22 protein-coding genes are annotated in these 25087 nt (G+C 42.8%); 12 read left to right on the top strand and 10 right to left on the bottom strand.

All coding sequences use genetic code 11. The annotated features are described in order from the left end of the window. Positions 1-141: 141 nt before the first annotated feature. Positions 142-2415, bottom strand: a complete 2274-nt coding sequence (locus tag QO187_RS10550) for a sodium:proton antiporter (RefSeq protein ID WP_102092503.1) — start codon at positions 2413-2415, stop codon at positions 142-144. A gap of 897 nt (positions 2416-3312) precedes the next feature. On the opposite strand from QO187_RS10550, the gene QO187_RS10545 reads away from it, so the two are divergent. The 5 genes from QO187_RS10545 (at position 3313) to purC (ending at position 8939) form a co-directional block, all read left to right on the top strand. Then, complete coding sequence (locus QO187_RS10545; protein WP_371548289.1) at positions 3313-4728, top strand: Do family serine endopeptidase; 1416 nt, start codon at positions 3313-3315, stop codon at positions 4726-4728. 265 nt (positions 4729-4993) lie between these two features. Beyond that, the gene (locus QO187_RS10540; RefSeq protein ID WP_371548288.1) at positions 4994-6274 is read left to right on the top strand and encodes a hypothetical protein; all 1281 of its coding nucleotides are present in this window, start codon (positions 4994-4996) and stop codon (positions 6272-6274) included. Between the two features lie 450 nt (positions 6275-6724). Continuing rightward, on the top strand, positions 6725-7630 hold the full coding sequence (gene dapA / locus QO187_RS10535) for a 4-hydroxy-tetrahydrodipicolinate synthase (protein WP_102092471.1): 906 nt from the start codon (positions 6725-6727) through the stop codon (positions 7628-7630). Between the two features lie 141 nt (positions 7631-7771). Beyond that, on the top strand, positions 7772-8098 hold the full coding sequence (locus QO187_RS10530) for a hypothetical protein (RefSeq protein WP_371548286.1): 327 nt from the start codon (positions 7772-7774) through the stop codon (positions 8096-8098). 127 nt (positions 8099-8225) lie between these two features. After that, positions 8226-8939, top strand: a complete 714-nt coding sequence (purC, locus tag QO187_RS10525) for a phosphoribosylaminoimidazolesuccinocarboxamide synthase (RefSeq protein WP_057757995.1) — start codon at positions 8226-8228, stop codon at positions 8937-8939. A 228-nt stretch (positions 8940-9167) separates the two neighbouring features. Here purC and QO187_RS10520 read toward each other — a convergent pair whose 3' ends face one another. Beyond that, a complete protein-coding gene (locus tag QO187_RS10520; protein ID WP_102092472.1) occupies positions 9168-9446 on the bottom strand; it encodes a hypothetical protein in 279 nt (92 codons plus the stop codon). Positions 9447-9468: 22 nt separating this feature from the next. Beyond that, positions 9469-9783 carry a transposase gene (locus QO187_RS10515; protein ID WP_371548284.1) on the bottom strand — a complete coding sequence of 105 codons (315 nt, stop codon included), beginning with the start codon at positions 9781-9783 and terminating at the stop codon, positions 9469-9471. 412 nt (positions 9784-10195) lie between these two features. On the opposite strand from QO187_RS10515, the gene QO187_RS10510 reads away from it, so the two are divergent. Beyond that, a complete protein-coding gene (locus QO187_RS10510; RefSeq protein ID WP_102092617.1) occupies positions 10196-10828 on the top strand; it encodes a DNA-3-methyladenine glycosylase in 633 nt (210 codons plus the stop codon). Positions 10829-10864: 36 nt separating this feature from the next. Further along, positions 10865-11176 (top strand): YqfO family protein, encoded by a 312-nt coding sequence (locus tag QO187_RS10505; RefSeq protein WP_102092616.1) that lies wholly within the window; start codon positions 10865-10867, stop codon positions 11174-11176. Positions 11177-11318: 142 nt separating this feature from the next. Here QO187_RS10505 and QO187_RS10500 read toward each other — a convergent pair whose 3' ends face one another. The 4 genes from QO187_RS10500 to QO187_RS10485 form a co-directional block, all read right to left on the bottom strand. Next, positions 11319-11693, bottom strand: a complete 375-nt coding sequence (locus QO187_RS10500; protein ID WP_102092615.1) for a hypothetical protein — start codon at positions 11691-11693, stop codon at positions 11319-11321. A gap of 84 nt (positions 11694-11777) precedes the next feature. Next, positions 11778-12437 (bottom strand): hypothetical protein, encoded by a 660-nt coding sequence (locus QO187_RS10495; RefSeq protein ID WP_102092614.1) that lies wholly within the window; start codon positions 12435-12437, stop codon positions 11778-11780. Positions 12438-13175: 738 nt separating this feature from the next. Continuing rightward, positions 13176-13379: a CsbD family protein gene (locus QO187_RS10490; RefSeq protein WP_102092613.1), complete on the bottom strand. Its 204-nt coding sequence runs from the start codon at positions 13377-13379 to the stop codon at positions 13176-13178. A gap of 436 nt (positions 13380-13815) precedes the next feature. Continuing rightward, positions 13816-15057, bottom strand: coding sequence for an NADH:flavin oxidoreductase/NADH oxidase family protein (locus QO187_RS10485; RefSeq protein ID WP_102093249.1), 1242 nt, complete (start codon positions 15055-15057; stop codon positions 13816-13818). Positions 15058-15267: 210 nt separating this feature from the next. Between QO187_RS10485 and QO187_RS10480 the strand changes: the two genes are divergently transcribed. Then, the gene (locus QO187_RS10480; protein WP_185156602.1) at positions 15268-15969 is read left to right on the top strand and encodes a TetR/AcrR family transcriptional regulator; all 702 of its coding nucleotides are present in this window, start codon (positions 15268-15270) and stop codon (positions 15967-15969) included. 60 nt (positions 15970-16029) lie between these two features. Further along, positions 16030-18228, top strand: coding sequence for a molybdopterin oxidoreductase family protein (locus QO187_RS10475; protein WP_102093246.1), 2199 nt, complete (start codon positions 16030-16032; stop codon positions 18226-18228). Between the two features lie 88 nt (positions 18229-18316). Here QO187_RS10475 and QO187_RS10470 read toward each other — a convergent pair whose 3' ends face one another. Together QO187_RS10470 and QO187_RS10465 are read right to left on the bottom strand one after the other, a co-directional pair. Beyond that, positions 18317-19669 (bottom strand): D-amino acid dehydrogenase, encoded by a 1353-nt coding sequence (locus QO187_RS10470; protein WP_228153177.1) that lies wholly within the window; start codon positions 19667-19669, stop codon positions 18317-18319. A 64-nt stretch (positions 19670-19733) separates the two neighbouring features. Then, positions 19734-20486 carry a folate-binding protein YgfZ gene (locus QO187_RS10465; RefSeq protein ID WP_102093245.1) on the bottom strand — a complete coding sequence of 251 codons (753 nt, stop codon included), beginning with the start codon at positions 20484-20486 and terminating at the stop codon, positions 19734-19736. A 296-nt stretch (positions 20487-20782) separates the two neighbouring features. Here QO187_RS10465 and QO187_RS10460 point away from each other — a divergent pair, with 296 nt between their 5' ends. Next, on the top strand, positions 20783-21136 hold the full coding sequence (locus tag QO187_RS10460; RefSeq protein ID WP_057758016.1) for a zinc ribbon domain-containing protein YjdM: 354 nt from the start codon (positions 20783-20785) through the stop codon (positions 21134-21136). 103 nt (positions 21137-21239) lie between these two features. After that, positions 21240-22541: a glutamate-1-semialdehyde 2,1-aminomutase gene (hemL, locus tag QO187_RS10455; RefSeq protein WP_102093243.1), complete on the top strand. Its 1302-nt coding sequence runs from the start codon at positions 21240-21242 to the stop codon at positions 22539-22541. A gap of 161 nt (positions 22542-22702) precedes the next feature. On the opposite strand, the gene QO187_RS10450 is transcribed toward hemL, so the two are convergent. Next, positions 22703-23038 (bottom strand): DUF962 domain-containing protein, encoded by a 336-nt coding sequence (locus tag QO187_RS10450; protein WP_227511221.1) that lies wholly within the window; start codon positions 23036-23038, stop codon positions 22703-22705. 460 nt (positions 23039-23498) lie between these two features. On the opposite strand from QO187_RS10450, the gene ppx reads away from it, so the two are divergent. Next, complete coding sequence (gene ppx / locus QO187_RS10445) at positions 23499-25064, top strand: exopolyphosphatase (RefSeq protein WP_102093240.1); 1566 nt, start codon at positions 23499-23501, stop codon at positions 25062-25064. Positions 25065-25087 lie beyond the last annotated feature (23 nt).

Genomic DNA, 25087 nt, shown 5'->3' with positions numbered 1-25087 from the left:
CTTTGAGTTTAAAGTCTAGATTGTAACGCATAAAAATACCCCAAAAGTTGTGTCCAACTTATGGGGTTCAGTTCATTGCTGGGGCTTTTTATTAAGGTAAATATTTTATCTTTAAGTCAATAAGGCAGATAACTATGCACGTTATTTGTCATCTATTTTATCTGCTTTTACACCATCAGTAGTAGCGATAGAGGCGTCGCTATCCTGAGCAGAGTCAGGTAGACGATTTGGGTCAAGCGCACCTTTTTTGTTTTTAGGGGCACTACCATTGCCATTACTGTTCGTAGAGGTTTTGGTCTTCGAAGTCGCTGTCGAATTTGCAGACATGACGCCTTTATTATCCACATTAGTAGCAGACGTTTTTGGCTCTTCTACTGCTTCACTTTTCTCTACCGTAGTGCTAGAAGGTGACTGAGTCTCGGTACTACGGCTTTGAGTGGTTGATGACTGATTAGCAGTGTTTTGCTCATCGCTTTTGTCACTATCTACCGAAGGCTCTGGCGCTGCTGTCTGGCTATCGTCAGGGTTAGGCTCCTGCTCTTTACGCTTTTCAGGGGCTTTTGAATTGGACTCAAAGTTAGCATCCGCTGCCATGCGAGCCTGCTCTTGCTTAGGCGTTACATCGACTGGCTTCGGCTGTACTTCATCGTCTACCACTAGCGATATAAGCTTACGGTCACGAGGGACAGTACCGTCAAATTTATCGGTGATGACGTGCAGTTTGCCTTCTTTGTCGACGGTATATAGCGGTACGAATTGCTTATTATCGGCTTTATATTGCTCAAAGCTGTAGCTATCTGTGATGTTGGTAATCTTAATTCGAGCTTTTTTGGACAGCATACTGGCAAGCTTGGTATAGGTCACATCTTTGCCAAACAACCACTGTGAGTGGAAGTTCGATTGCTTGTCATCACGCTCGCTTTTGACTTTTTCATCACTGAATTTGAGACGGTATAGCTTACGCTCACCAAATTCATGACGATAATGAATCTCGGACAACGTGTTCATTTCTTTGTCCATACTCATCGCAAACAAACGACCAATACCGATTAGATCCAGATGATGATCTGCGTGATCAGAGATAGGGTTGCCAAAGTAAGTACGCAGACCGCTCATGCGTGCGCGTGCAATATTGGTGTAGTTGTTGTGCGCAACGATAACGTCGAAGCCCTGGTCTTTGAGAGAGGTAGCAATCAATAGCGTAATTGGGTTTGAGCCAACGATAAGGATACCGTTGGTCTCAGGCTCACGTACGCCTAGTAGATTACCGACGACCTTTGCACCCAGGCCCTGAATCATGACCGTACCGATAATGACCATAAATACCAGAGGTACAAGTAGCTCTACGCCTTGAATATCATACTCTTGCAAACGAATCGCAAACAGGGATGAGATAGCAGCAGCGACGATACCACGTGGCCCAATCCAGCTAATCATCAGCTTTTCATTGGTCTTAAGGTTCGAGCCGATAGCCGATGCCCAGACCGATAGTGGACGTGCGACAAACATTACAATCGCGAGGAGCACTAGCCCTGCAAAACCAACACTAAGCAAGCTTGCCAACTCTACACGCGCCGCCAGAATAATGAACAGCACTGAAATCAGCAAAATGGTCAACGACTCATTAAACTCTAAAATCGTCTCACGTGGGAATTTTGGCCAGTTCGCCAATGCCACGCCCAGTACTGTGACGGTCAATAGACCAGATTCATGCTCTAGATGATTCGATATCGAAAATAACACCAGTACAAATGCTAGGGTAAAAACATTGCGTAAAAACTCAGGAATCATATGACGACGCATAAGGAATGCAAGTAGCCAAGCGCCTGCCATACCCATTGCCGTTGCCAATACGACAATCTTAGCAAATAGTAGAATACTACTGGCTTCGCCGCCTGAGATAATGTACTCATAGACCAATACCACAGCGATAGCGCCGATTGGGTCAATGATAATACCTTCCCATTTTAGGATGTTGGAAATGGTTTTGTTGGGGCGTACACTACGCAGCAGCGGCATAATGACCGTTGGACCAGTCACACAGACTAGTGCACCGAACAGCAACGCAATCAATGGATCGACATCGAATAGTAAATAAGTCGATAGGGCCACGATAGCAATGGTAATCAGTACACCGACCGATACCAGCATCTGTACCACGGTACCATGTTGCTTAATCTCATCGAACTCTAGCGTTAGCGATCCTTCAAATAGAATAATCGCTACGCCCAAAGAGATGAAAGGAAACATCAGCTCGCCCAACACCAAGTCTGGGTCAAATACACCCAGCACTGGGCCGACGATAATACCAATCAGTAATAAAAATAAAATGGATGGTTGCTTTAAATACCAAGCCAACCATTGGGCGGCAATGCCAATCCCAACCACGCCGGATAGCAAAAGGGCGGTATCCATAAATTAATCCTTTTATAATCTTGTCATATTTTATATCTATCGATAGCTGTTATAAGATAGTCGCTACCGTTTATTTAACAATAAGTTGTTATCCGTTTCTGTTGTAGCCAAGCCATCGCACTGATAGCCATCATGAATCACAACATAAGCTAGATATGATATAACTACTATAAAGTAGCAAAGACAAAAGCGCTTCTAGATAAATCACAATACGCTAGAAATGCAAAAGATGGAAAACAAGAGTGATGATAGCCAGTTCATAAGCCTGCAATAAACAGCCTTATATACAAGCTAACTTTTGTTTGTTTAGTAAAATATTTGGTTTGACATCATACCATGATTTTATTTCAAGCTGATGTAAGCCGTACCTGCTAAAAAGCTATCTTACGGCCATAAAAGTATACGAAGCCCATATGAAATAACGTTGCCTTGGGTTATCCTGCACTATGCAAAAGGCATTAGCATCATATTTTAAGTTTTTATTTATCATACAGTAGCTGCGTGGGGCATGCACGTCGCGCACAGGGTAATAGTGTTGGCGCTATGAAATGTCATATACTGATCGCTGAGAGTATTTATTTCTATAAGACACTATTAACCATGTTCTAAAGACAAGCGTTCTATAAATATTCAAGTAGTGAGTAGTGATAAAAATAAGCGTAAAGTAATTGCTAAATAGGTATGACAATAAGTTCGAATAAAAGTGCTGCGTAGCATAAATAGACAAGATAAATAGATAAAAGAATATAATTTCACCAAATAGTAACGAATAGGGACATGCCGCTTGGTGTGGTCGCTATCGCTGACAATCATAACGTGGCTGTTAATAGCAGCGATTACTCATATGGAGGACACAAAATGCCTATCAATATGTTCAAAGGACAGACCACTGCCGATATGCAGCGCTGGTTACAACGTAGTGCTCTAGCATTCGCTATTAGTACCGCTATGTTTGCTAGTATCAATGTCACGACGATAAACAGTGCGCAGGCTGCAGTCACTACGGCTGATTTTTCTGGTTTGGTGCAACAAGTCACGCCAGCAGTGGCACGTGTCAATGTTACCAAAACGATTAGTGAGGCCGAGCTCGCTAAGGCTCAGACTGCTGAAGTGTTGCGTCAGTTCTTTGGTGATCGTCTACGTATTCCTGATCGAGTCGCGACGCCAGCGATTGAACATGCTTATGGTACGGCCTTTTTTATTACCTCCAATGGATATATGCTGACCAACCATCATGTCATCGCAGGTGCGGACAAAATCACTGTGACGCTCAATGATAGAACCGAGCTTGATGCAACTTTGGTTGGTAGTGACGAGCGCTCAGATGTGGCTGTGCTAAAAGTTGAGGGCAGTCAATTTCCAGCCCTGCCTATCGGCGACTCAAGTGGTCTAAAAGTAGGGGAGCCAGTGTTAGCAATCGGTTCGCCATTTGGTTTTGACTACTCAGCCTCTGCCGGTATTGTCAGTGCCAAATCGCGTAGCTTCTCGCGTGAAACGAGCGTGCCATTTATCCAAACCGATGTGGCATTAAACCCGGGTAACTCTGGCGGGCCACTATTTAACCAGCGCGGCGAAGTGATTGGAATCAATTCGCGTATTTTTAGTGGTACTGGCGGTTATATGGGACTGTCATTCTCTATTCCTATTGACGCTGCCATGGACATTTATGAGCAGCTAAAAAATGATGGTGAAGTGGCGCGTGCATATCTAGGAATTTATCCACAAGATATCGATCGCAATCTGGCCGAGGCTTATAATTTAGAGCGTCCTCAAGGTGCTTTACTGACTCGTGTATCACCAGATTCACCAGCACAAAAATCAGGCCTAAAACCTGGTGACATCATTTTGCAATACAATGACGTACAAATCATGGAGGCATCTGATTTGCTAAACTTGCTCAACCGAGCGCGTCCAAGCGACCCCTTCCGTGCACGGATTCAGCGTAACGGTAAGCAGATGGTGATTAACGGTAAGCTCGCTTATGCTCCCAATGATGTAAGAGCACAGAGCGGTGATGAGCAAAATGATGATGTACAGTTGGGCTTGCGTTTACGCGATTTGACGGCAGATGAACAAGCAGAAATCGCAGTCGATAATAAAACCGGTATATTGGTTACCACAGTGGATCCTACTGGATTGGCCGCGCGCTCAGGTATTCTGGCAGGTGATGTTATTACCAACTTTCATCAAAAGCCGATCGAAACAGTGGCAGACTTTTCAGGTGCCATCTCTTCTCTTCCTAAAAAAGGGGTGGTCACTATAGAGGTTATACGCCAAGGCATTCCTGCTATTATTGGTCTGCGTATTGAATAGCTGTCATGATTAAAGCTTGACTGTGAATGTCATTGTTAATGTGACTCAGATTACGGTACAGAGTATAAAGGCAGCGCGCACGTCAATAATTGTGCTTGTCTATCATGGAGGTCGACCTCTATAATGTTTGGTTTTTTATCAAACAGCTAAGAGTAAGACCTCAACAGCAATCCATTCGTTAAATGAGTTATTGATCAATCAATAGGCTCTAAGGTGGGCCGAGTCGCTTAGTAGGCTCGTACCATTATGCAACCGCTAGGTAATTATGACTGACCCCGCTCTACATACGCTTATTACAACGACGTCAGCAGCACTGCTAGCGTACATTGCACTGTGGTCAGGGCTACAAACGTTTAATGCCAATCCTACCAAGCGCTTTATGCGCATTTGGGTGAAGCTCGCACTGTATTATGCCGCTTACACGATGCCTGTTTGGGCGATATTGCTTATCATGGTTTGGTCACAGGACTTGATGCCGTTGTTAGCGCAGCTATCATTACCTGCCGTACTGATGGCAATATTGATGATGGGCTTATATTTTTTTACTGTCATTGTGCAACCCAACCGCTTACGATTAGAGCATCATTCTATTGACTTAGACTTGTCTACACCGCTCAAAGTCGCCGTATTAGCAGATTTACGTATAGGAATATACGGTGGTAAGCCGCGTCATATTCGCAAGCTAGTCTCTACTATTAATGCTTTGTCAGCAGACGCCGTACTGATTACGGGCGACTGGCTATACTATCCAAGTGCGGATTTAGTGGGTCAGTTAATGCTGTTTAAAGGGGTGAATAAACCTGTTTATACGGTCATGAGTACCTCGGACTTGCGTTATCAATCTATGAATACGACCAAACAAGGTCAGCCACTATTAGAAGATACATTGGCCAGTACTTTTGATGTACTCGATATCAACTATATCGGTCAGCAATGTACGTCGCTGCCACTCAAATGTGCAAGAACAACAAATAAGCAGTTAGTCGTCAATCAGTCGACTAATCAAACTAATAATCAAACTAATAATCAAACTAATAATCAAACTAATAATCAAACTAATAATCAAACTAATAATCAAACTAATAATCAAGACAGTATCGAGCAAGAAAATTTAAATATAAATCCATTAGTAGCGGTGCTTTGTGGCTGGCAAGATGTACCTAAGCAATCTACAGATATCGAAACGTCAGAGGCGACTGATAAAGTAATGCTTGGATCAGAGATTGCCAATGCCACCAGTCCAGTGATTATCTTGGCATCACGATTTGATAGTATCAGTGATCTGCCAAAATCTTTACAACCACGCCCTTTATTGATAACCGGTGCTGCGAAAGCTATTCAAAAAAATATCCTGCTTGCTCAAAAACAGAACGATATTCGACGCAGTAGTGAGCAGTCAGCATTGCTATATAACAGTCGCATGGGTAAGCAGCGCGGCTTATATCAACATGCGAGTGCACAGATATTTGTTAGTAGCGGCATCGGTACGAGAGGGTTGCCTTTTCGATTCTATCGACCTACTATCGATGTGTTGACGATTCGTTAATATTACCTAAGAGACTTATCAACGCACGTTGATTACGCTAAACTGCTCCTTTAATGATGTAACTATTCATTTACAAGGTTTCAGTTCAAGTTCTATAAATTTAAGCGAAAAATAATATACGTTTTTTGGTACTAAATTTATGGGCTGACTGCCAATTGATTGATAGCGGTCAAATCAAAATATGCTACACTAACGAGCACTCTTATTATTATATTTCTGTCGGTTAGTAGGTACGCCTATTATTCTTGGTGAATTGCCATCACGATACTGATATCGTAGATATAATAATCTATGATACAAACGCTATTATAGTAAGTAGAGACGCAGCATTAACATCAAGTAAGTTACGCCATCAGCGTTTATCAACGCATATAAAGCAATGGACACTTGCAAACGACCTATCATGTGACAGCTTTAATAAAAGCTAGGATAATACAGTAAGGCACGGTTATGAGCACAGCATACGACGAGATCAAAACCCGACTACAAGGCTCAATGGTAGCTTTGGTAACGCCCATGCACCCTGACGGTAAGGTCGATTATAAACGTCTCGCAGATCTCATAGATTGGCAGATCGAGAAGGGCACACATTGTCTTGTAGCTGTTGGTACTACTGGCGAATCAGCGACCCTATCTATGCAAGAGCATAGCGATGTCATTCGCTATTTTGTCCAGCATGTTAAAGGTCGTGTACCGGTCATCGCGGGTACTGGTGCCAACAATACGATGGAAGCCATCAAGCTGACTCAGGATGCTGCCGATGCAGGCGCAGACTGTGCGTTGCTAGTCGCTCCTTACTATAATAAGCCGCCACAAGAAGGCTTATTTCAGCATTATCAAGCCATTGCCAAAGCCGTAAATATACCGCAAATGTTGTATAATGTGCCTGGACGTACAGTGGTTGATATCGCTCAAGAAACGGTTGAGCGTTTGTGTGATATCGATAATATCGTTGCTATCAAAGATGCGACAGGATCTGTCGGTCGCGGTGAGCAATTGATCAAAGCTGTTGGTGACAGAATGGTTGTGTTATCTGGTGATGATGGCACTGCGCTTGATCTAATGAAAGTAGGTGGCAAAGGTAATATCTCAGTCACTGCTAACGTAGCACCAAAAGCCATGAGTGAGACTTTTTCTGCGGGTTTACGTGGTGACTTTGAAGCGGCTGGTAAAATCCATGACGTGGTCAAACATTTGCACCGTGACCTATTCATCGAATCAAGCCCTATCCCAGCGAAGTACGCCTTGCATAAAATGGGCATTATCGATAAAGGTATCCGTCTGCCATTGGTTTGGCTCGCCGAGCAGCATCATGCGACTATTGATGAAGCATTAGTCCGAGCAAACATACGATAAATTGATATTTAGCCAATTGATATTCGGCGATTTAAGACTTGCTGCACATTAGATGAGTACCATTCGAGCTAGCAGCAAGTCAACTTATCACGATAAGTCAATCGCCTATATGAGCAATAACTGCTAACTCAGAGAGACAACATGATGACAGTAACATCAAAGACAGCATCATCGACGACAAAATTATTTCCAGCAATGCTGACCTTGGTTTTGGGTAGCACTTTGGTATTAAGCGGCTGTCAAGCAACCAAAAACTTGCTTGGTAAACGTGATAACGGCAGCTTAGATTATCAGCAAAGCAAAAAGCTTGCACCGATAGAGCTACCTGCCGCCCAAGAAACGGCACCCTTTGTACCTTTGTATTCAACACCTAATGCTGGGGCAAACACGCTCAAACTACAAAATGAGTCAGGCAATCAGTATCAGCTGCCAAAACCTCAGCGTGCTGTTAGTAACACTTCGAACTAAACTTATTCCCTTATCTATATCGCTGACTGTTGCGTCTTTATCATAGCTGCAAACCATTTATCTTACATCAGTCAGCGGTAGCTGCGCGTTTTTACCACATAAGCTTGAACGAACAGGAACCCCCATAATGCAAAAGCAACAACTGCTGTATAAAGGTAAAGCCAAATCTGTCTATGAAACAGAAGACAATGATCTTCTGATTTTGCACTTCCGTGATGATACCTCAGCGCTTGATGGTAAGCGTATCGAACAATTAGCACGTAAAGGTGTGGTTAATAACCGCTTTAATGCTTTTATCATGCAAAAATTGTCTGATGCTGGTATCGAAACACATTTCGAGAAGCAATTGTCTGATGACGAAGTGTTGGTTAAACGCTTGGACATGATTCCTGTAGAGTGCGTGGTTCGTAACTTTGCAGCTGGTAGTTTGGTACGTCGTTTAGGTTTAGAAGAAGGTCAGGCATTGACGCCTCCAACGTATGAGCTGTTTTATAAAGATGATGCGCTAGGTGATCCGATGGTTAACGAATCACTTTCTGTATCTCTTGGCTGGGCGACCAAAGAGCAACTGGCTAAGATGGAAGAGCTGACCTATCAAGTCAACGATGTACTAAAGGCATTGTTTGATGCGGGTGATTTAATCCTAGTTGATTTTAAACTAGAATTTGGCGTATTCCATGACCGTATCGTGTTAGGTGATGAGTTCTCACCAGACGGCTGCCGTATTTGGGATAAGAACACTAAGAAGAAACTTGATAAAGACCGTTTCCGTCAGTCTCTAGGTGATGTGATTGAAGCTTATGAAGAAGTGGCTGACCGTATTGGTGTGCCATTAAAATAAGTATCTGATACTTAGCATAAAATAAAAACTGAGCCATGTGCTCAGTTTTTTTATGTCATTATATTTATAATGGTTCCCTAGTGAGGACTTGAATCTTAGACTGTAAGATAATGGTATCAGCGTTTTAACTAGCTGAATTAATCACAGTGTACTTCGTAGTGTACAAAGCGTTAGCTTTTTGAGCTTAATATCAGCTATCTTCCGCGCTATTTTTTTAAAAATGTTAAATCAATCTAAAATACTTTTAGACACGTTACCCGTAGCATTAAATTCTAAAAAGCATTGTTTAACTACTTCTAAATCACTAATAACCGTTGTAGAGCTATGAAGTTCTCCATTAACATACTCCCAATCATCTCTTGAAGCATCAGGGTTATACGCTGTTCTAACATCTAAATAGCCTTCATCATCATAATCCAACAGCATCAAAAGATATCTTCCATTCGCCATATATACAGTTAACTTTAAAGGTTCAATATCTTCTTTAGCAAGTACGTTTTCAATCATAACAGTGCCTCTGCAGTTATAGTCAATCCAAAATAAAAGAAGTACAACCCATATTATGAAATAGTTTAGGTAGATTATTCTCCATCCAACCTTGTCGTAGAAACTTAGCTTGTGCCCATTTCTTTTCAATAGGATTTAAGTCAGGACTATAGGATGGTAGAAATAAAAGCCTGTGACCATGCCTATTCAGAAGACTTTTCACTCGTTTATGAAAGCTGGCATTATCCATGACGATTACGCATTTAGTTTTAAGGCTTGGAATGAGCGTGTATTTGCACCAGTCATAGAATATATCGCCATTGATGTTTTTCTCAAAGTAATCAAGCGCAAAAAGCATCTTTTCATACAGTGACCCCTGCCGTCAAATCCGTACAGTTAAACTTGGGAGATTTTAATCACACAACCTTACGATAAAAATCAAATCGCAAGAACCATGATTGTTTTTCTGATAAAAGATGGGTTTTTATTTTTATTAAGGTATACCCTAATAGAACCAGTTATCCCATCCTTCAAACCTATTAACAGACCACTTAAAACAGATTGCCATAATGGAACCACTTATAACAGACTGCAATTCCTATCTATTTATCAACCAGTAACACCCTTTAGGCACGGGCGTATAGTTTAGCTCGTATAAAAAATCAAACATAGCGCCAACACTGTCCCCGATACCTTATCTTAATTTTATGCTAATTTGTTAGTACTTACTCATATCAAATAGACCATAAAAATAAGAAAAGGTTTCGCTAATGTCTACTGCCTCATCAACCGTTTTGGAGCCTGACTGGTTCACTCGTCCGACCTGTGTGGTCGCTGCTGACCTGATTGGTAAAGTCCTATGTCGACAGCTAACCGATAGGGATGGACAGCAAAAAACGCTACGTATGCGTATCTCTGAGACCGAAGCCTATATTGGTCAAGATGATCCTGCGTGTCATTCACATGCAGGCACTCGAACGGCACGCACAGAGATTATGTATGAGCAAGGTGGAGTATTCTATGTCTATTTGACATACGGTGTGCATCATATGCTAAATTTGATTAGCGGCTCTGTAGAGTCGCCTGAGTCTGTATTGATACGCGCTGGGTTTTTGACTGACGATAGTGACCGTCTGATTGAAGAGCAACAACTCAGTCCAGATAAGCAGTTTACACATCCTAAGCAGTTCGCAGGCCCTGGTAAATTGACCAAACGCTTGCAAATTGATCGCGATTTATATGGCAAACCTATTTCGCTGGCATCAGAAGTTTGGATAGAAGATGATAGTTGCCAGCCGCCTGTATCACTACGCCCACGTATTGGTATTGATTATGCAGGTGATGCCAAAGACTGGCTGCTACGTTATATATGGACTGATCACCCTTCTTTATCTAAGAACTAGCAGGTGATGCTTAAAACCACTCTATGAGGTAAACCTATGTATAAATTGACCATTTTTATTCCTGATGAAGCGTTAGACAAAGTGAAATCTGCTTTGTTTACTGCTGGCGCTGGGAAGATTGGAAACTATGAGCAATGCTGTTGGCAGATACGAGGGACCGGTCAGTTTATGCCATTGTCAGGCAGTGAGCCGCATATTGGTACACAGGATAGTTTAGAAATGGTCGATGAGTGGCGAGTGGAAATGGTGGTAGATGAAGCTTTTATCGATGCTACCATTGCCGCGTTAAAAGAGGCACATCCCTATGAAACGCCAGCTTATGATGTGATAAAAGTTTTGGATTTCTAGTTTTATATAGAAAAGTATCAGATGATTGACTGTAAGAATTCTCATAGAAAAACCAAATAAGCCATTTGCTAACTTATTTGGCTATAAAGCTTTTAATATTTCAACTGAGTATTAATAGTGAATGTCAGCCCTTAACAACTCATTAATCTTTTTTAAGCTTAATCACGTTGTAGCTTGGATAGCCTAGCTCAATTTTATAATCGTCGCGTCCACGTTCAGCCTTTATCTTAATCTTACGATCACCGTTTTTATATTTGACGTCTTTGACACGGTATCCCATGCTACGGACTTTACTAGCAGCTCGTTGCTCGACAACGGAGACATAGCTGTCTTTGTCGTTCTTTTTGTCTTTGTGTTTTTTATGGCCTTTATTGTCCTTATGAGTGTGCTCGTAAAGGTTGTCATAGCCATTGTAGCCATTCGGCGCAGTTACACAGCCTGTGGTCACTGCTAATAAAGCTGCGACTATGCTGCCAGTCGCTACTGTTTTTAATGTTGAAAATGATAGAGTTTTCATAATGATTTCCTAGTAATATATCGTTGCTCAATATGGGTAAAAGCTAAACGTACCGAGGTAATTAGCTAAAAATGTTGAAAGCGATCAATCTTTTCTGACTTTGATCACATCTAAATTTGGATAACTTAATAGTATCTCGTACTTCTGTGAACCGTGTTTGCCCTCAACCTCAAAGACGCCTCGCTTGTTTTTTTCTTCAAGATCGATATCTTCAACACGGTAGCCCATAGCCCTTACTTTGTTGATAGCACGGCGTTTAATAGCTGGGTAACGTGATTCTCTTTTAATAGTGTCTTCGACATCGCCTTTTTTATAGCGCTGACCATTCTGATAATTATCTTTATGTTTGTTTTCTTTATAGCGGTTATTATTATTTTGCGACTTATTATCCCAGTTATCTGGCCATGCTTTTTTGCTTGAGCTGATGAGTCTTAGGGCAGGGTAAGTATATTTTAGCTCGTAGGCTTGGTTGTTCTTTTTAGCATACGCCGTAAGAGCTCGATCACCACGGTAACTATCAGCTCTGATATCTATAACCTGATAGCCTTTGCGGCGCAAGTCTTGTCGAAGCTGCTGACTTACGCGATTAAAATTATTGTTTTGGCTATTATTATCACCACGATAGACAGGCTGATTGTCATATCCTGAGCCTACAACCGCACAACCTACTGTCGTACCCAATAATGCAACGACAAGACTAGTAGACAGAGTGGCCTTAATAGAAAAGGGTTTTATTATTTTCATGAGGCAATATCCTATGATGGTATTAAGTAGGTCGTGTAGGTTAAAGGTACCTATATCCTCTATAACTATAAGATTTTAAAAGTATTTTGGTTTATTAAGTTAGCTAGCAGCTAGCAAGTGTCTTTGGTAGTTTATTGTTCGAAATATTTCCTTACATTATCAATAATAGAGTACAAAACTTTGCGGTAGGTGTCTTTTGCGTTAATAAGTTGTAATAATTGTGGCAAGTAAAATAGATTGTTGTAAGCATATGCTTACACGCAATGACGTTTACGCGACTTAACATACGAGTGAGAGTTAGGCATTATAGTCACACGGCATTAGGGAATGTGACTCAAGGATTGAGTTGACCGCATTAAGGATAATGATTCGATAACTAGCGTCAGGATGACAATAGTAATTGAAGTAAGGACACATACCCTTTGCTGATAGCAGCAAGTAATACTGAAGCTGTAGTGTAGTAAAAAGGGCAGGATGCCCAGTATCACAATATACTGAATATTTGTGCAAGGATGCATGAAAAGCAGTCGTGATAGGTAACATGGATAGTTAACAATAAAACCGCATAACAATTGATTGCTATGCGGTTTTATCGTGTCTGGAGGACGGTGATTTATTTTTCCGACAGCATATCTATATAGTATAAATCTGCCATAAAAAAACCGCATATATTTCTATACGGTTTTTCAATTTATTTAGTACAGTAGTTATGCAGCGGATAAGTATGCAACGAATATATTAATACTTGTTTTCTACACGCCAGTCATCTACTTCACGCTCTGCATCTTCTTTGGCATGGCCATAGCGCTCTTGTACACGGCCTACTAGCTTGTCACGGCTACCTTCGATATGGGTAAGATCGTCGTCTGTTAGTTCAGCCCATTTTTGTTTAACTGAACCTTTCACTTGGTTCCATTCGCCTTTTAGAGTATGTTCGTTCATTGTATTATTCCTTTTATTGAACTTATTGTGTTTGATTTATTTCTTAATCACCATTTTGATTTTTATTTCACAATATCGATTACTGATAATACTATTTAATTTTTATTCTAATTGTATTGCACAAGGATAAGTGATTGGTTCCAAATATCTTGTGAGGTTAAATATAGGACTTTTCAATTCAGCTGTCTGTATATGCTATGTTTATAGTGTTACTTAATTATAGTGGGCGTTTACTAAGTGTTATCTACAGGGCTGCTGTAGTAGTGCCACGTAAATTGCGTCTACTATGCGTGAGAATAATTTATTCTATGAACTTGTTTTTTATATGAATATTAAAAAAATATATTATTTATCCAAAAATACTTATGTAAATAAGAAAGCAGAGGCTCAAAAATAGAGTAGCTGCTTTTTTATTGTCTTTGAAATTGATTAAAAGTTATTTCATCGAATATTTATTCAAATATTGATGATAGCGTTTAGTGAGTTTCTTTATTTGTATACGATCAGAAATCAATGAGAAAACTGGCGAGGCATTTGGTTTGGGTGATTTTCCTTGCCCCATGCGCTGTAATTGTCGCTTGATGACCGCCATTGTAGCAACTGCACTTAAGGTTTTATCTTTCCAGCGTACCACAGGATTGTGAGCACTAAGCGTACTATCATTTTCCCAGTCATTCGGTAGAGCAGGGTTCATGGCTAATGCGGTTCCAATACCAACCACGTCAATCCCTTGCGCCAGTACATCTTCTGCGACAGCCAGTCGCCTAACGCCACCTGTCGTCATGATAGGCATGGTAGCAACTTGAGCAATCTCTTTTGCGAAATCTAAAAAGTAAGCTTCTCGTTGCAACGTGCGACCATCTGCTGTGCTGCCTTGCATGGCTGGGCTTTCGTAGCTGCCACCTGATAGTTCAACCAAATCTACGGCCAATTCATTCATCGCTGAAATAACCACTTTGGCATCATCTGCATCAAATCCTCCGCGCTGGAAATCGGCTGAGTTTATCTTCACAGCAACTGCAAAGGTAGGCGCAACTTGAGCGCGAACGGCTTTGATTACTTCGATTAATAGTCGCATCCGATTCTCAATCGAACCACCGTATTCATCTTTACGTTTATTGGTAAGCGGTGATAAAAATTGAGAAATTAGATAGCCGTGGGCGGCATGAATTTGTACACCATCGAAGCCAGCCTGTTCTGCTTTTAGTGCACTATCGGCAAACCGTTGGATCAATTGTTCAATATCTTGCTGCGTCATCGCACGCGGTTTACCAAATAAATGAGAGCGCTTGCCCAAGTCAATTGCCACGTCAGAAGGTGATAGCACATCGCCACCCATGGCAGCATATACTTGACGGCCAGGATGATTGAGCTGCATCCAAACCTGTGTATTGTTGTGCTTGGCAGCATTTGCCCACGCTTTAAAAGGCGCTATCTCACTGTGTTTGTCTAATACGACACCACCAGGCCCTGTCATAGCGCGGCCATCGACCATCACGTTTCCAGTGATTAACAGCCCTGTCCCGCCTTCTGCCCAGTTTTTATATAGACGGAGCAGAGTGGGGCCAGGGACTTGACCGACATCAGCCATGTTTTCTTCCATGGCAGCTTTCGCTAAGCGGTTGGGTAATGTAGCGCCACAAGGCAGCACTAAAGGGGAGAATACAGGTGATGTCATGATGGTGGCCTAGAAATAGTTGTTTTGTGAAGCATGAGTTCTACTATGGGTTTGGCTATAGACATATGGTTTAAATGACTATAACCTTATAGCTAAGATATTCGCTGTCGGCAATTGACCATTATCATCACATTTTTTTGGCACAATAGCACCTAAGGTAAATTACTGGTGTGTCGATATAATTATCTATTGAATAGGAAGGCCTCTGCATTGAATGTACTAACGCAAGATTTGACAGTCCCAGTAGAGTCCAAACGTGAGCTGGCAAAAGCCAAGACTCGGCGTGCGTTATTAAAAAGTGCCTTGCGGTTGTATAGTTTGGAAGGTGCTCAGGGCATGAGCATGAATAAAGTTGCCAAAGGTGCAGGTATTGCCCAGCCCAGTTTCTACAATCATTTTGAGAGTCTAGAGGCGCTACAAAACGAGCTGAGCACCCAACTAAAAGACAATTATCTATCACCGATGCGACTGGCATGGGTCAATATGCTCAAAGATTATGATGTGTTGAGTAAAGATCAGTTTAATCAGCAATGTCGACAATGCCTGATTATGATTTTTGATTCTGCGTTTGAGAATATCGCGCTGTTTCAGCATTTGCTCCAAGACCGTCCTAGATTTATTGACAATATAGAAAACCAGTCATCATTGAATAATGGACTGGGCAATCTGATTACCGAAATACAAGAAGAATGGACAGAGATATTTATTCAAGGATTGCAGTTATCCAATCGTTCTTGCGAGCGCAGCGCTGTCAATCTATGCGTCGATATGGCGGCGGCACAAGTACATGAGTTGATATTGGGTTGTCATCAGCAGCGTTACTCAAGGCAGCAAGCGATTGCCACGTTGAGTATCAGCTTTGATGCACTGTTCGCCAATTTTTTGCACGGAAGCAAGACTAGTCAGTCATGATAATAAGTAAAAGTTATTGTCATGAAATCTAGAACAAAAAACACAACAGGGAGAGTGACTATGGCCACAACCACGGCTGCACCAACGTTAGGCGAAGCGCAAACGCATTTTAGAACGTGTACATTGTGCGAGGCAATGTGCGGCGTCGAAATAAAGCACGATGGCGAAAAAGTCTTGTCGATTAAAGGGGACAAAAACGATCCCTTTTCGCAAGGCTATATTTGTCCGAAAGCCACTGCTTTGCAAGATTTGCATGAAGATCCTGACCGTTTACGTCAGCCGGTAGAAAGAACGGCAGACGGTTGGAAATCTATTAGTTGGCCAGAAGCGTTGGATAAAGTTGCTGCAGGTATTCAATCCATACAGCAAAAGTATGGTCAAAATGCGTTGGGTGTTTATCTAGGTAATCCTAACGTACATAACATGGGCGGTATGTTGACCATCAAGCAACTGCTTACCAGCTTAAAGACGCGCAGTCGTTTTTCTGCCACTTCTATTGACCAACTGCCACATCATATTATTAGCATGCATCTGTTTGGTCACATGCTGCGTATTCCAGTTCCTGACGTCAATCACACGCAATACATGCTGATCATCGGTGGCAATCCGTTGGCTTCTAACGGCAGTATCATGACTGCGCCCAATATGCGTCAAAAGCTAAAAGATATCAAAGCGCGCGATGGCAAGGTAGTAGTGGTTGATCCAAGACGTACCGAAACTGCTGATATCGCCAGCGAACACCACTTTATTCGTCCAGCGACGGACGTATTGCTGCTATTAGCTATGCTCAATGAGATCTATACGCAAGGCTATGCAAAGCTCGATACTAGAGTGGCGGCCTTGGCACCAGAAATAGATCGACTTGCTTTATTTGCTGAACAATACACGCCTGAGTCAGTGGCAGACATCACGGGTATTACCGCAGCTGAAATCAAACGTATCGTCAAAGAGTTTTGTGAAGCGGAAAGCTCAGTTTGTTATGGTCGCATGGGCATCTCGGTGCAAGAGTTTGGTTTACTAAGCCAATATTTATCTATGGTCATCAATATTGTCACGGGTCGTTTAGATGAAGTGGGCGGACTCATGTTCCCAAATCCTGCCGTCGATGTTGTGAACAGTTCTGGCCCAGGCTATCTGGGTAAACGTCATAGCCGCGTCAGCAACTTGCCAGATTTTAATGGTGAGTATCCAGTGGTTGCGATGGCAGATGAGATGTTGGTCGAGGGCGAGGGGCAATTAAAAGGATTCGTCACGGTCGCTGGCAACCCGGTTCTGAGTACCCCAAATGGCGAGAAGTTGGATGAAGCATTATCTCAGCTAGAGTTTATGGTGTCGCTTGATTATTTTGTGACTGAGACCAGTCGCCATGCCAATATTATCTTGCCACCTGTATCGCCACTAGAGCGTGACCACTATGACATTACTTTTAATGGTTTTGCCGTGCACAATGTCGCCAAATACTCGCCTGCTTTGTTTGATAAAACTGATGATACCAAGCATGACTGGGAAATTTATCTAGAGCTGGCAGAGCGCTTAGACAGCGATGCACCAGAAGCAACGCAAAAAGAACGTGCCGCGACAAAAGCATTTGGTCCTAAGTTCTTGTTAGAGCAAGGCCTAAAGTATGGACCTCATAAGGAGGTGACATTTGAAGCCTTAGTCGAAAATCCACATGGTATCGATTTGGGTCCACTACATCGTATGTTGCCAGAGGCCATTAAACACGCCGATAAACAAATTCATCTTCATGTTGATTTTTATCAGTCAGATTTGGCACGTGTTAAAGAAATGGTGCAACAGTACAACAGTAATGAGATTTTGCTAATCGGTCGTCGTCATGTACGTAGCAATAATTCATGGTTGCACAATAGCCATCGATTGGTAAAAGGTAAATCTCGCTGTACATTGATGTTGCATCCGCAAACGGCAGCGCAACATGGCATTGCAGACGGTCAAGATGTCAGAGTAACTTCTCGAGTGAGTAGCGTGGTCATTGCAGCAGAAGTGACGGATGAGCTGATGCCAGGAGTGGTCAGCATCCCGCACGGCTTTGGTCACGGTCGTAAAGGGGTTAAGCAAAAGATTGCGCAAGCGCATGCAGGTGTCAGCGTTAATGATTTGACTGATGAAACTTTAATTGACCAGTTGAGTGGTAATGCCGCAGTCAACGGTGTGCCTGTGCAACTAGAAGCATTGGATATGGGTGTAGATGGTTTATCTACTGCTACAGAGACTGTAGCGGAAGGCGCACTAGCATAAAGTTAATGATAAGTTTGTAGAAATACAAAAAAGGCGTTCACGTAAAGTGAGCGCCTTTTTTTGCAATCTGAATACATCGCTGAGCCGATCAAACGCTCATACCGATAAAATCAAAATCGACATTCGGGGTTTCGCCTTGGATTAATAAACTAAGGGCCTTTGCAGAACCGCAAGAGTGTGTCCATCCCAATGTGCCATGCCCAGTGTTAAGCCATAAATTATCAAAAGTGGCTGAAGCGTTATGACTGCCATGTTTGATTTGACCGCAGTGTGCGCTTCCAATCAAAGGTACGTTCGATGGGGTCATCGGGCGCAGTCCTGTCCAATATTGCACTGAGTTTGCGATGATGCCTTTTGGAAATAATTGCTGTACGCGCCGAGTGATGGCTTCACAGCGCGTGGCATTTAAGTCTAAGTTATAGCCATTAAATTCTGCGGTGCCAGCAACTCGCAACTTATCACCCAGTCGTGAGGTAACCAGTTTGAATTCATCATCAATCAAACTGACAAAAGGCGCTAAGTGGGGTGCGCGTGGATTCACCGTATACGTAGCCGAGTATCCCTTTGCCGGAAAAATTGGTACATGGATGCCCACTGGTTTTAGTAGAGGTACGCTATAGCTGCCAAGCGCGACCACATGACTATCAGCCGTGAAGGTCTGCGCGTTTTCGCCTTTTGGACGGATGGTGACACTGTGCACGTGCGGACGCGCAGAGTCGGTATCGGTATTGAGCGCTAAGATCTCGGTATCATATAAAAACTGTACACCAGCATCGATACAGCGCTGTGCCAATCGTTGGGTAAATAGATGCGCATTGCCAGACTCATCACGACTGGTATAGGTCGCCCCAGTGAGCTTATGTGCAATTGGGTAAAGCGCTGGTTCTAAGTTGACAGCATTATTGATATCAATCACATGGCGCTCACAGCCGAGCGCTTGCATGCGTTCAGTTGGTTCGATAGCCGCATCAAATTCTGCCTGATTGGTATAAAAGTGCATGATACCGCGGGTTTGCTGTTCGTAGTCAATACCGATATCCGCGCGCAGCTGTTGTAAGGTATCTCTAGAATATAATCCTAAGCGCACCATTTGCACCAGATTGGCATCGGCTCTATCGGCGCGGCACTCTTGCAGAAACTGCATGGCCCATTTGAGCTGCGCTTTATCCGCACGCAAGCGATACAATAGCGGAGCATCTTCTTTAAACAACCATTTGAGCGCTTTCATCGGGGTCGCAGGATTGGCCCAAGGCGTGGCATGTGAGACAGATATTTGACCGCCATTGGCAAATGACGTCTGCATACCTGCCGCCGGTTCGCGTTCAATCACGGTCACATCATAGCCTGCCTGACGTAGATACCATGCGGTGGTCACGCCCACCACGCCTGCTCCAAGTACCGCAATATGTATCATAGGATTCTCTATGCTCATGTTAGTCATGACGGTAACTCTTTATTGAACTACCGTCACCTTTGCTGCGTCATTTGCCTGATTCGATGTGCTTTTATTTTGGGCGTGCGACATCTACTTGTAGTGCAGCTGGCAAGTCCAATATGCTCAAATCGCTTTCTGCCAATTGTTCAGGACGTGCCACGACCAAAGCGTTAAAGCCATCGTCATTTTTCATCGCATTGACCACTTGGATTTTATTGAGTTTGTCACCTGCGCTTGGTGCTGCACCGGTGCCTTTTACATAGTGCAAAAATGCTTTGGGTGCTGATTTAAAGTAAATACGAGCGATGACTTCCTGACCTAAGTAGCAGCCTTTATCATAGTCCATGCCGCCGCGTTGATGTAGACGCAGCTCTTGTGGTTGGAACTCACCTTGAGTCGCGGCCACAATCCAATAATTACCAGTAGCTAGGCTGCATGCCATCCAAGCCTGCGTATCGTCAGTAGTATTATGGTCATCTTTGTGGCTAAAAGTTGGCTCATCTGCTAGCACGCAAGGATAGATCGCTGCTGGTGCACTGGTTTTAAATTTAGAAAACGCCCCGTACTTATTAAGATGCGCCTGCAAAGACTCAGCACAGTCGCTACTTATGACCACATCATAATGTTTCTCTGCTTGTTTTTTGATCCAGATACCGAACTCAATACGACCTTTTAGGTTACCGATGGCGGCTGCCTGATAGCTAAGCCCGAGCTTGGTAACATCACAAGTTAATTGCCCTTGCAAGAATTTTTCGGCGTCTTCGCCTTGGATAGTTAATTGCGAAAACTGCGGTACGGCTGATAAATTTGAAGACTGAGTCATTGTTATTATCCTTCTGAGGAGAGCTTATTTATTAATATAGAGGGTAAATCGAAGTGATAAAAAATTATATGGGCGCTTTTGTCATTGACAGTGTTTGTGCATATAAATTTAAATGAGGCTAAGAAGAGTACCACAAAAAACCCTGTCATAAAAAACGTCATCAGTAAGCGATGAGTTAAGTGTTAAATTGGGCATAGCGTTTGATTTTCAAGCTTACAAATTGGTTAAAGATGGTAAGTTACGGTACAATATCAGCTCTACAATTAACCTAATGTACGATGGCTGCCGAGGAAATAATGAGCTTACCAAATTGCCCTAAATGTGATGCTGAATATACGTATGAAGATGGTGCGTTACTGGTATGTCCTATGTGTGCTCATGAATGGACGGCGGCTGAGACTGATGCAGCGCAAGCTGAAGACCAAGACGCAGTTATTCGTGATGCTGTTGGCAATGAGCTACAGGACGGCGATGCGGTGACGGTTATTAAAGACCTAAAAGTCAAAGGCTCTTCAATCGTGATTAAAGTAGGAACGAAAGCGAAAAGTATTCGCCTGTTGCCAGATGCTACTGACGGTCATGATATCGACTGCAAACTTGACGGCTACGGACCAATGAAGCTTAAGTCTTCTGTGGTCAAAAAAGCTTAAATTGTAAAAACTTCTTGAAAGATTCGATAATAAACAAATATAAAGCAGACGTTTAATCACAAAGCATTGTCGTTATAAATGTCGCTATAAGTAGAGAATAATTATGAGTACTAAAAACGAACAGCTCTTTGCACAAGCACGTAAGCACATCCCAGGTGGTGTTAACTCACCGGTTCGCGCCTTTGCAGGGGTCGGTGGTACGCCAATCTTTATGCACCGTGCCAATGGCAGCAAAATTTATGATACCGAAGACAATGCTTATATCGATTATGTCGGTTCTTGGGGCCCAATGATTTTGGGTCATGCGCACCCAAAAGTCATCGATGCGGTGAAAAAAGCCGCTGATGATGGTCTAAGCTTTGGTACACCAACGCCGTTCGAGACGACAGTTGCAGATAAGATTTGCGAAATCGTTCCTAGCGTTGAAATGATTCGTATGACTAGCTCTGGTACCGAAGCAACCATGAGTGCGATTCGCTTGGCACGTGGTTATACCCAGCGTGACAAAATCGTGAAGTTTGAAGGCTGCTACCATGGGCATTCAGATAGCTTATTAGTAAAAGCAGGCTCTGGCATGCTTGATATTGGTGAGCCAACGTCGAAAGGCGTGCCAGCAGATTTTGCTAAGCATACGATTACGATTCCTTATAATGATCCGCAAGCGATTAAAGATTGTTTTGAAAAATGGGGCGAAGAAATCGCCTGCGTTATCTTAGAGCCTATCGCTGGCAACATGAACATGGTCATTCCGACACAAGAGTTTCATGATACGTTGCGCGCAGAATGTACGGCTAATGGCGCAGTATTGATTTTTGATGAAGTGATGACGGGCTTCCGCGTTGGCCTTGGTGGTGCGCAAGCCCATTTTGGTATTGACCCAGACTTGACCTGTTTCGGTAAAATCATCGGTGCTGGCTTACCCGTTGGTGCTTTCGGTGGTAAAAAAGAAGTCATGTCTTGCATCGCGCCACTTGGCGGCGTCTATCAAGCTGGTACATTATCAGGCAATCCACTAGCGATGCGCGCTGGTATCGCCATGTTTGAGGACTTAACAGCAGACGGTTTCTACGGCGAGTTAGCAGCAAAAGTTGATCATCTAGTAGACGGTTTCCAAGAAGCAGCTGACAAACATGGTATTCATCTACGTACCAATAAGCTTGGCGGTATGTTTGGCATGTTCTTTGTCAAAGACAGCGCAACTGAAACACCAAAGAATTTCGATGATGTGACAGAGTGCGATATGGACGTATTTAATACTTTCTTCCACGGTATGCTAGATCGTGGTATTTACTTGGCACCGTCAGCTTATGAAGCAGGCTTTATGTCTATCAAACATAGCGACGAAGACATTGATGCGTCAATCAAGGCGGCTGATGAGATATTTGCAGAAATGGCAAAAGCATAGTTTAGCCATTTAAGCTATTAGCTCGTCAAAAAGTTGAGGTTTAAAAAACCAGCAAGGTCATCCCGTGATCTCTGCTGGTTTTTTTGTTTATCGATATATTATTTATAATCGTATTGGGAAAAATATAAAGTTTGTCATTTAATTTATATGACGACTAAACGTTATCGTGCTTTATCAAACTTGCGATCTCTCAAGCTTAGATTACCTCGTAGTACATCGCTATACATACGAAAGTCGCTGACAAAGCTTTTCAATGGAAACTTAAAAGAAGCGGGCTTGTTCTTTTCAAAGAAAAAGTGTCCAACCCATGCACAGGCATATCCGGCGGCAATGCCCTTTACCAAAGGCTTAGCTGAGCCAGTTTTGACAGACTTTGCCAATCCTAGTAGGCCAAAGCTACTACCTGCAAAATGTAGACGGCGACAGGCCATGTTTTGATGCTCATCTAAGTAAAAATCATAAAATGCCTGTTTAGGCGAACTTTCAGTTTTTACCATGTCTTTTTTAGTGCTACTGATAGGGGGCTCAGTATTTTGGGTAGCGTCTTTTGTAGTGGTCTGATTCATATGACTAGCTTCCTTGCTGGTGGGTTTGATAATTATTAATTGCAGATGATTTTTAATCGAATAGTTAATGGTTTATGAGGGTAGCTATACGGATAAAAGGCCTGTAAATAACGGTTTTTTATCATGATATTGATAGCTTTCAATGTAGCAAACCGATATGAGTAACACAAGCGCTAGATGCTGAGCCGATACCTGTCAGCTTATAGGGTGGTCTTCGATGTTCCCGCTACAGTTTTGCATCGCTTGCGAGTGTTTGGCATAAATGCTTTAATGACAAAATTGCCCTGATTTTTGTGGTTACTACTTTTTTCTATACATGTGATTTTATAACTATATAGCACGTGATTTTGGTAAACTATCCACTCTCTCTAACACGGTGACGACTTGTCCTATGCCTATTGACTACCTTACGAATCCGCCAATTGGCGATGATGAAATGATGGCAGCCATCGATATTGGTTCCAACAGTTTCCATTTAGCTATTGCTCGTCTTGACCATGGGGAAGTGCGAAAAGTAGTCTCGATGTCTGAAAAGGTACAGCTCGCCGCCGGTCTAGACGAAAATAATATCCTAAGCGCAGCCGCTGAGCAGCGCGGTCTTGACTGTTTAAGCCGCTTTGTGGCGCGCTTGGATTCAGTACCGCCAGAGCGTATTCGTGTGGTCGCGACCAATGCGTTGCGTCAAGCCAAAAACGCCAACGACTTTATTTCCCGTGCCAATAAAATCCTGCCAAAACCTATTGAAATTATCGCGGGCCGCGAAGAGGCGCGATTGATTTATTTGGGCGTCTCGCATACCAACGAGAGTAGTGATAAACGCTTGGTTATGGATATTGGTGGCGGTTCGACAGAGTTTATTATTGGTCAAAATTTCGATCCATTATTGACTGAAAGTTTACAGATGGGCTGTGTTTCTTTTACCCAAAAATTCTTTGCTGACGGACTGATTACTAAAGAAGCTTTTAATAGTGCAATTTCAGGTGCACGCAAAGAAGTCTTAGCGATTAATGGTCGTTATCAAAAGACAGGCTGGAGTAGCGTAGTCGGCTCAAGCGGTACAATCAAAGCGGTGCGTAATGTTTTAGTATCAAAAGGTTGGGCCGATGAGCAAGAACGCATTACCTATAAAGGTGTCAAAAAATTAGAGAAATTGCTGATTAAGATTGGCAATATCGATGATATCGAGTTAGAAGGCGTTAAAGAACATCGTAAAGCTGTATTTCCTGCTGGCGTGGCAGTATTGCGCGCGGTGATGAAAGTGCTAGGCGTTGAGACCATTACCTACTCAGATGGTGCATTACGCGAAGGCGTTATGTACGATATGCTTGGTCGTTTTGCTAGTGAAGATGTGCGTGACCGCAGTGTGTTGGCATTAATCAAGCGTTATTCAGGAGACAAAAAGCAAGCCAAGCAAGTGGTGAAAACCAGCCGTCATTTATTTGAGCAAGTAAAAGATAAGCTTGCGCTGTCCAATGATGATTGCGACTTGCTCAGACGTGCTGCTTTCTTGCATGAGATAGGACTGGCAATCAGTCACAGTAGTTATCACAAGCACAGCGCGTATTTGCTTGAGTATTCTGATATTCCAGGATTCTCACAAGTCGATCAGAAACGCATGGCGCAGCTGATGCTTAATCATCGCCGCAAGCTCAAAGCTGATATGCTAGAGCAGGCTTGTCAGATTGGTGGCGATCAGTTGGTTTATCTCTGCTTATTGTTGCGCCTCGCCGTACTGGCGCATCATAGCCGCAGTGATTATGCGCTACCCGAGCTAGAACTAAAGATAGTCGCTGAAAACAGTTGGCAAATTACCTTGGCGGATAGCAGTGAACATTATGCTTTCTTGCTCGCAGATTTGCGTACTGAGATTGACCAGTTTGCTAAGTGGGGCGTACAGCTTAGTGTGATTGAAGCCCAAGAGGCCGAGACTCCAGAGGTTGAGCAGTTACCATTGTAAGTATTGAGTTAAAGATTAACGTA

The sequence above is a fragment of the Psychrobacter sp. Arc9 genome (assembly GCF_041431295.1).
GTDB lineage: Bacteria > Pseudomonadota > Gammaproteobacteria > Pseudomonadales > Moraxellaceae > Psychrobacter.
Note: the sequence above shows the minus strand (reverse complement) of the source record. Positions and strands in the feature narration are given on the sequence as shown.